Below are 6,465 nucleotides of genomic sequence, written 5' to 3'. Positions count from 1 at the left end.
GTCTCCTGACCGCGCCACTCTTACGACCGAGGTCTCCATCCCGTCCATTCCGTCCAGATATTCACCCCCGAAAACGCCACCTTACTGCGCAAACTGCCCATTCAACAATTGACACATCCCGCCCTGAAACATATTTGAACCGTCTCAAATCACCACGAAACGGATCTTTTTGCCGCTTGCCCACTCTCCTCAGGCCCCTCAGTACCCTTCCCCAAACACAATCCCGGCCCCGGGATGATTAGATGCCACCCTCGGGGTTTCTCAAACAGGCGGGCTTGTGTACAATAGACGCTCGACAACCAGAGGAGCGCCCACGATGGCATGCATGAACCGACGCGACTTCATGAAACACACGGCTGGCACTCTCGCCACAAGCCTGGCCCTGGGCGGCATCGTGCGCCCTGCCCTCGGACAAACCAAGTTCAGCGCAACCGCGAAACGCCCCCTCGGCAAGACCGGCATCGAGTGCTCGACCCTCGGCATGGGCACCGGCACCCGCTCTTGGAACGGCAGCTCCGCGCAGAACCGGCAAGGACGCAAATCCTTCGTCTCGCTGCTTGAGCACGCCCACGCAAGCGGCATCAACTATTTCGACCTCGCCGACATGTACGGCGCGCATGACTACATGAAAGATGCGATGAAGAATTCCATCAAACGTGAAGATGTCATGCTCCTGACGAAGACCGTCTCCCGCGAGCCCACCATGCTCAAGGCCGACCTGGAGCGCTTCTGCCAGGAACTCGATACCGATTACATGGACATCGTGTTGCTGCATTGCATGACCGACCCCCAGTGGACCTCCAAGATGGCCGGCTGCATGGACGCCCTAAGCGAAGCCAAGGCTAAAGGCCGGATTCGCGCCTGCGGCGTGTCGTGCCATGACCTCAACGCGCTTAAGCTCGCGGCCGAAACCCCGTGGGTCGACGTCATCCTGGCCCGCATCAACCCCTTCGGCACCAAAATGGATGGCAAGCCCGAGGAGGTGGCCCCGGTGCTTCAGAAAGCCCACGACAACGGCAAGGGCATCCTGGGCATGAAGATCGCCGGAGAAGGCGAAAACAAAGACCGTATCCCCGAATCCATCAAATACGTCCTCGGCCTGGGCTGCGTCGACGTCTTCAACATCGGCGTGCTGCAGACCTCCGAAATCGACGCCAACATCGAGAGCGTTGCCGCAGCCGGCGCAGCCTAACCTCTCCAAAATCAGCACCATCCGGGACCCGGTTCATACAAGAGTCGGGTCCTTTTCTTCTGTCTACCCGGCTCCCCTTGATCCTTTTGCGCTCTCGAACCGTCTACACTATCGGCAGACAGGGAGTCTCCGGAGATGACCTACCCAGTTACCGTTGCATGGAAAGAGAAACCCGTTATGACCGCGGAGCCGCACGACGAGTCGGATATCCGCTGGCCGCGAAACAGAGTTGAATTCGAAGCGCTGGTAAACGCGAGTAAGGACAAGCTGGTCCGGCACGCATTTCGGCGGCTCGGCTTCTTTCAAGAAGCGGAAGAAGTGGTCCAGGAAGTCTTCACGCGGATGTACGCAAACCTGGATCGCCCGCGCGCCGTCACGCACGTCTCGGCCTACCTGTTTCGCGCTACCACAAACGCTTGCACGGACGCCCTGCGCCGCCGCCGTTTCGACAGCAGACCGTTGGAGCTTGCCGTCGCCAGTGAGATTGCCGACGGCTCTGCAACGGCATCCCAACGTCTGGCCGCATTGGAAGCCTGGCGCGAAACCGAAAAGCTCATCGCCCGGCTTCCACGGAGGCACGCGGATGTGGTCCGGCTGCGAATCTTCGATGAATTGCGGTTTGTGGAGATCGCGGAAGTGCTGGGGATCTCTTTGGGAACGGTCAAGTCACGGTTTCGGCATGGTCTCGAAAAACTGCGCCGGTTGTTGCCGGCAGAAACGGAGCGCACCCATGAATTGCCGTGAAGCGCAAGAGCGAATGACGGACCTGCTCGATGCATCCGCTCATGCCACTGACCCTTCGCTGCACGATCACCTGGAAGCCTGCCCCGTGTGCGAAAAGATGTATTCGGAATTGAAGAAGACTTTGGAAGCGTTTCCGGCGCCGCGCGTCGCCGCTTCTACAGGCTTCACGGAGGCAGTAATGAACGCTATTCAAGATACGAAGCCCATTCGACAGCGCAACCCCTTCAGGGTCTGGCGCGCGGGGTTGGCCGCGGCAGCGGCATTGGTGGTGTGCGCAGGCGCGTCGTTCGGACTCTGGTACGTAAAGACCAGTGGAACCAAACCCGTCACAGCATTCCGCTTCCTCGGAGAAGCGGTGCACGCCATGGCCCGCGTGCAGGCGATGCACATCAAAGCGGAGATGCGAACTCTGCCCAATGACAACTTCGAGATGATCGCGCTCGATCAAGACATGGTGCCCGTGGAACTGTGGGCCGATTTCTCGGAACCGCTGCGCTGGCGCGTCGAGAAACCAGGACGCATCGCCGTCTTGGACGGCGAGAAGTCTACTCTGTTCATTCGCCCCAATATGGTGGCACGTGCCGGCGATTCTCCCGGATTTGTCGGTTGGATGACGTCTCTCATAAACGTCGAAGACCTCTTGAGCAACGAAGTGTCGCTCGCAAACGAACAAGGCTCGGAGATTTCCCTGACGTACGAAACTTCCGCCGAAGGCGAAACCGAGGATGTCCTCCGCGTCGAAGCCAAAGCCCAAGGTACCTATGTGAACGATTGGCTGAAGGACTCCAGCATTGCAGACTCGGACAACCTCCGCGTATACCGTTTCGAACCGGAAACGAAACTGCTCAAGGGTCTGGAAATCTACGTGCATACCCCGCAGGGTGACGTGCTGGTTTTCGAAACGAAAGACGTCTCCTACGACTTGCCTCAAGACGAAACCTTGTTCGCGCTGCAACTGCCCGAAGACGCCGTTACCGTCGGCGAATTGGCTCCCGTGAGCGATAACGAAAAGTACGCGAAAATGGATCCTCGCGAGGCCGCGCAAAACTTCTTCCAGGCATGCGCCCAGAATGACTGGGATGAGATGGCGAAGTATTGGTTCGCGTCCTCGGCCGACGACCGCATCAAGCAGTACCTCGGCGGGCTGCAAGTGATTGAACTTGGCTCGGCCTTCCAATCCGGACTCTACCCCGGCTGGTTCATACCCTACGAAATCAAGCTGAAGGATGGCTCGACGAAGAAGCACAATCTCGCCATGCGCAACGATAACGATGCCCATCGATACGTCGTGGACGGAGGCATCTAGCTCAAAAATCGCCTGGTCCAGTCTCACCGGGGAGGATCTCCTCCCCGGTTTCCTTCTTTGTACCATTCCTGTTCGGAAGATATAGTGCTCCGCATACGACGGCAGAAGACGAGAATCTCCCGATGATGTCGATAGCTGATGATGCAACGTACCGCAAGCACCGGTCGTTCGGCGGCAAATCGCAGGCCATCGAACTCTGCCTCACCGCGCTCGTGTTTGCGAGCGTGGGCGCCGTCACGTGGGCGATTCGCGGCACCACCGGCTGGGATGGCGTCGACGGCACAATCGTTCCAGGCTTCACCTGGGGCTTGCTCTGGTACTACGTGTGCCAGCGTAAAGGCATCGACGCCCGCGGCATTCCGCTGTGGCTCGGACTCGGCATCGCCCTCGGCGGCGAATTGGGCTACGGCCAATACGTCTCCTGGATTCGCGGCCAATTCGCCACCCGCGACGGCGCCATCCCCATTTCGCCGTGGCTCGGCTATGCGTGGTTCATGGTATGCGGCATCGGCTGGGGAGCGCCCGGCGGCATCGTTCTCGGCTGGGCGCTACACTCGAAGGTCACACGAAAGTACTGGGCCTTCCGCTCACTGCTCTTCATTGCCCTGCTGTTCTTGCTATTCAATTCCGCTTTCATCGATTGGCTAGGCGCTCGTTTCGTCCACCTGTGCCCGCGGTTGTTGTTCCCCAACGCAACCACGGTCAACTACAGCGACGCGCTGGACAATCACCTCGGGCGCACCATCTACACGAATACGCAAAACGCCTGCGTATTGGCCTGGTGGTGCCTGGCAATGTTGTGCGCCGCCCTGCACAAAGATCGCTTCACCCTGACTGCCGGGACCATCATCGGCGGCGGATTCGGACTGGCATTTCCGATCAGCGCGTTGTGGTGCCTGGGCTACGTCAATCACCCCGGCTACATCGACTGGTGGAAGATGTGGGAACTCAACGCGGGCGTCTACCTCGGCATTCTCTATGTGCTCGTCCTGTATTGGTCCATTCGACACGTAGACCCTTCGTGTAACACGCAAAGCCCAACGTCGGAGGCTTCAGACCTGGACTCAAAACGTCCCGGGCTAGGTCCCTGGAGTCAGGCCATCTTCGCCGGGCTAGGAGTCTATCTATTCACAACCTGCACCTTCAGCGAACACTTCCAATGGACAGGCATTCTGCTCGGACTCTTCTATCTGCTCTGCACCCTGCTCGCAACGCGCCGCTCGATCCGTGAACATGACACCGGCAATGCACTGCAAGAACTGCAATGCCGCGTCTCCATCATCTACAGCACATTCCTGCTGTTGTTCATTCTGCTTCACGGCGGCTCATCAAAGATCGGCGCATTCCTTAAGATCTACGACATCGGCGAAATGGACCAATACGGCTGGCCTCCCGGACGTATTCTGCTCTTCTCTATACCTGCGGCCTTCGTGACTATGCTCACTCTCGTCATCATGGCACGAGCGTTGTACTCATCAAGTTCTCGCCAACACGGTTATGCTCGTCTCCCCGAGAGAATGATCGACCTAATCGCGCTTATCTGCGTCATTGGAATATTGACTATCTGGCCATCGCAGATCGCAGGCCTCTACGCCGCGCTCACAGGACTCGCAATCGCTTCATTCACTCGACTCAACCGCCACTTCGACAAAATAGACGCAACGACAACGTTTGAATAACGAGCTCCCTCGAAAGCATTCCTTCACAAGACCCTATTGCCTCAATAAGCAGTACCCAATTGATTCCCTGCCCGTGCGTTATAGGTACACACTCCTATGTGACGAAAGTTGACAGCGGCGTGAACGCGGAAATTCTATGTCATTTAGGGTGGCAGACGACTGCCTTCATCCGTATAATCGCCCCAAGAAAATTTCGCATGTGCGGAGAGGGGACCCCCATTTCGCGGGGCAAGGCCTGGCACGGGCACCCCGGATATTCACAGGAACCTTTACCAGGAGGGGGAATTCATGTCGCAGGATCTAACCCTGGACCCACCGCGCCGTTGGTACAACGGCCTCACAGGGTATCACTATCTGGTCATCGCCGTGGCGTCCATGGGCTGGATGTTCGACACCATGGACCAATGGCTCTACGTGCAGGTGAAAACTCCCGCGGTGGCAGACCTCTTAGGAGTCGCACAATCGGATCCCTTGACTCAGAAGTGGGTGGGACTGGCCCAAACCGTGTTCATCCTGGGATGGGCCACGGGGGGCCTCTTCTTCGGTATGGTGGGCGACCGCCTGGGCCGCACGAAGACCATGGGCGTGACCATCCTCATCTACGCAGGATTCACCGGTCTCAGCGGACTCGCGCAGACCGCGGAACAATTCACCATCCTGCGATTCCTCACCGGTCTCGGCATTGGCGGTGAATTCGCGGCAGGCGCGGCCCTGGTAGCGGAATCAATCCCTGCACACGCCCGTGCAACGGCACTCGGCATCGTCCAGGCAATGTCGGCCCTGGGCAACGTGCTGGCAGGCGTGATCAATTTCACGATCGGAGCGAATCCCGAATTGGGATGGCGCTGGGTCTTTGCCGTGGGCGTCATACCCGCGTTTCTCCTGTTCATCATCTTTATGTTCCTTCGCGAACCGCAAGTCTGGATTGATAACCGCAATCGCATTCGACAGGGATTGGAAAAACGATCTCAGGTTCCATTGCTCGACCTATTCAGCGATCGCGTGCTCTTGCGCAACACACTGGTAGGCGCCGGACTGGCCACCGTCGGCGTAATCGGCTTCTGGGGTATCAGCACCTGGTCCTCGGAATTAATGCGCAACGTCGTGCTGAATCCCACGGGCGATCCCGCGTTAAAGCAAATCGCCGAAAAACAAATGTCCTTCGTCATCATGGCACAGAACCTCGGCGGCTTCTTCGGAGTGCTTGCCTTCTCGTGGATGGCCCAGCGCACCGGACGGCGCCTGTCCTTCACGCTGTCATTGCTGGCAAGCGCAATTGTGGTGCCCGCCGCGTTCATGATTACCAACTCATTCACGATGGGGCTTGTGATGTTCGCCCTGATGGGCTTTGTGCTGTTGAGCATGTTCGGCGGTTACGCAATCTACTTCCCCGAACTCTTCCCGACCCGTCTCCGCTCGACGGGTACCGGATTCTGCTACAACGTCGCGCGATTCGTCGCGGCGGCGGCTCCGTTCATCTTCGGACATCTCAGCGGTGCTGTCGGCATCCGCTACGCGGCCCTGCTCGTGTCCTCCGTGTTCCT

Annotated in this window: 5 protein-coding genes; all 5 read left to right on the top strand. The window is 58.4% G+C overall.

The features are described 5' to 3' along the window. Window positions 1–316: 316 nt before the first annotated feature. Entirely contained in the window at window positions 317–1,192 is an 876-nt protein-coding gene (locus K1Y02_24385) for an aldo/keto reductase (protein MBX7259521.1), read from the top strand. 135 nt (window positions 1,193–1,327) lie between these two features. Then, window positions 1,328–1,936, top strand: a complete 609-nt coding sequence (locus K1Y02_24380; GenBank protein ID MBX7259520.1) for an RNA polymerase sigma factor — start codon at window positions 1,328–1,330, stop codon at window positions 1,934–1,936. Beyond that, the gene (locus K1Y02_24375) at window positions 1,923–3,242 is read left to right on the top strand and encodes a hypothetical protein (GenBank protein ID MBX7259519.1); all 1,320 of its coding nucleotides are present in this window, start codon (window positions 1,923–1,925) and stop codon (window positions 3,240–3,242) included. Before K1Y02_24380 ends, K1Y02_24375 begins: the two co-directional genes overlap by 14 nt. A 122-nt stretch (window positions 3,243–3,364) precedes the next feature. After that, entirely contained in the window at window positions 3,365–4,921 is a 1,557-nt protein-coding gene (locus tag K1Y02_24370; protein ID MBX7259518.1) for a hypothetical protein, read from the top strand. A 288-nt stretch (window positions 4,922–5,209) separates the two neighbouring features. Further along, window positions 5,210–6,465, top strand: a 1,256-nt coding sequence (locus tag K1Y02_24365) for an MFS transporter (GenBank protein MBX7259517.1), incomplete at its 3' end; no start/stop codon positions are given.

It is taken from the genome of Candidatus Hydrogenedentota bacterium (assembly GCA_019695095.1).
GTDB lineage: Bacteria > Hydrogenedentota > Hydrogenedentia > Hydrogenedentales > SLHB01 > JAIBAQ01.
The sequence above is the reverse complement of the archived record's forward strand: the minus strand, read 5'-3'. Positions and strand labels throughout refer to the sequence as shown.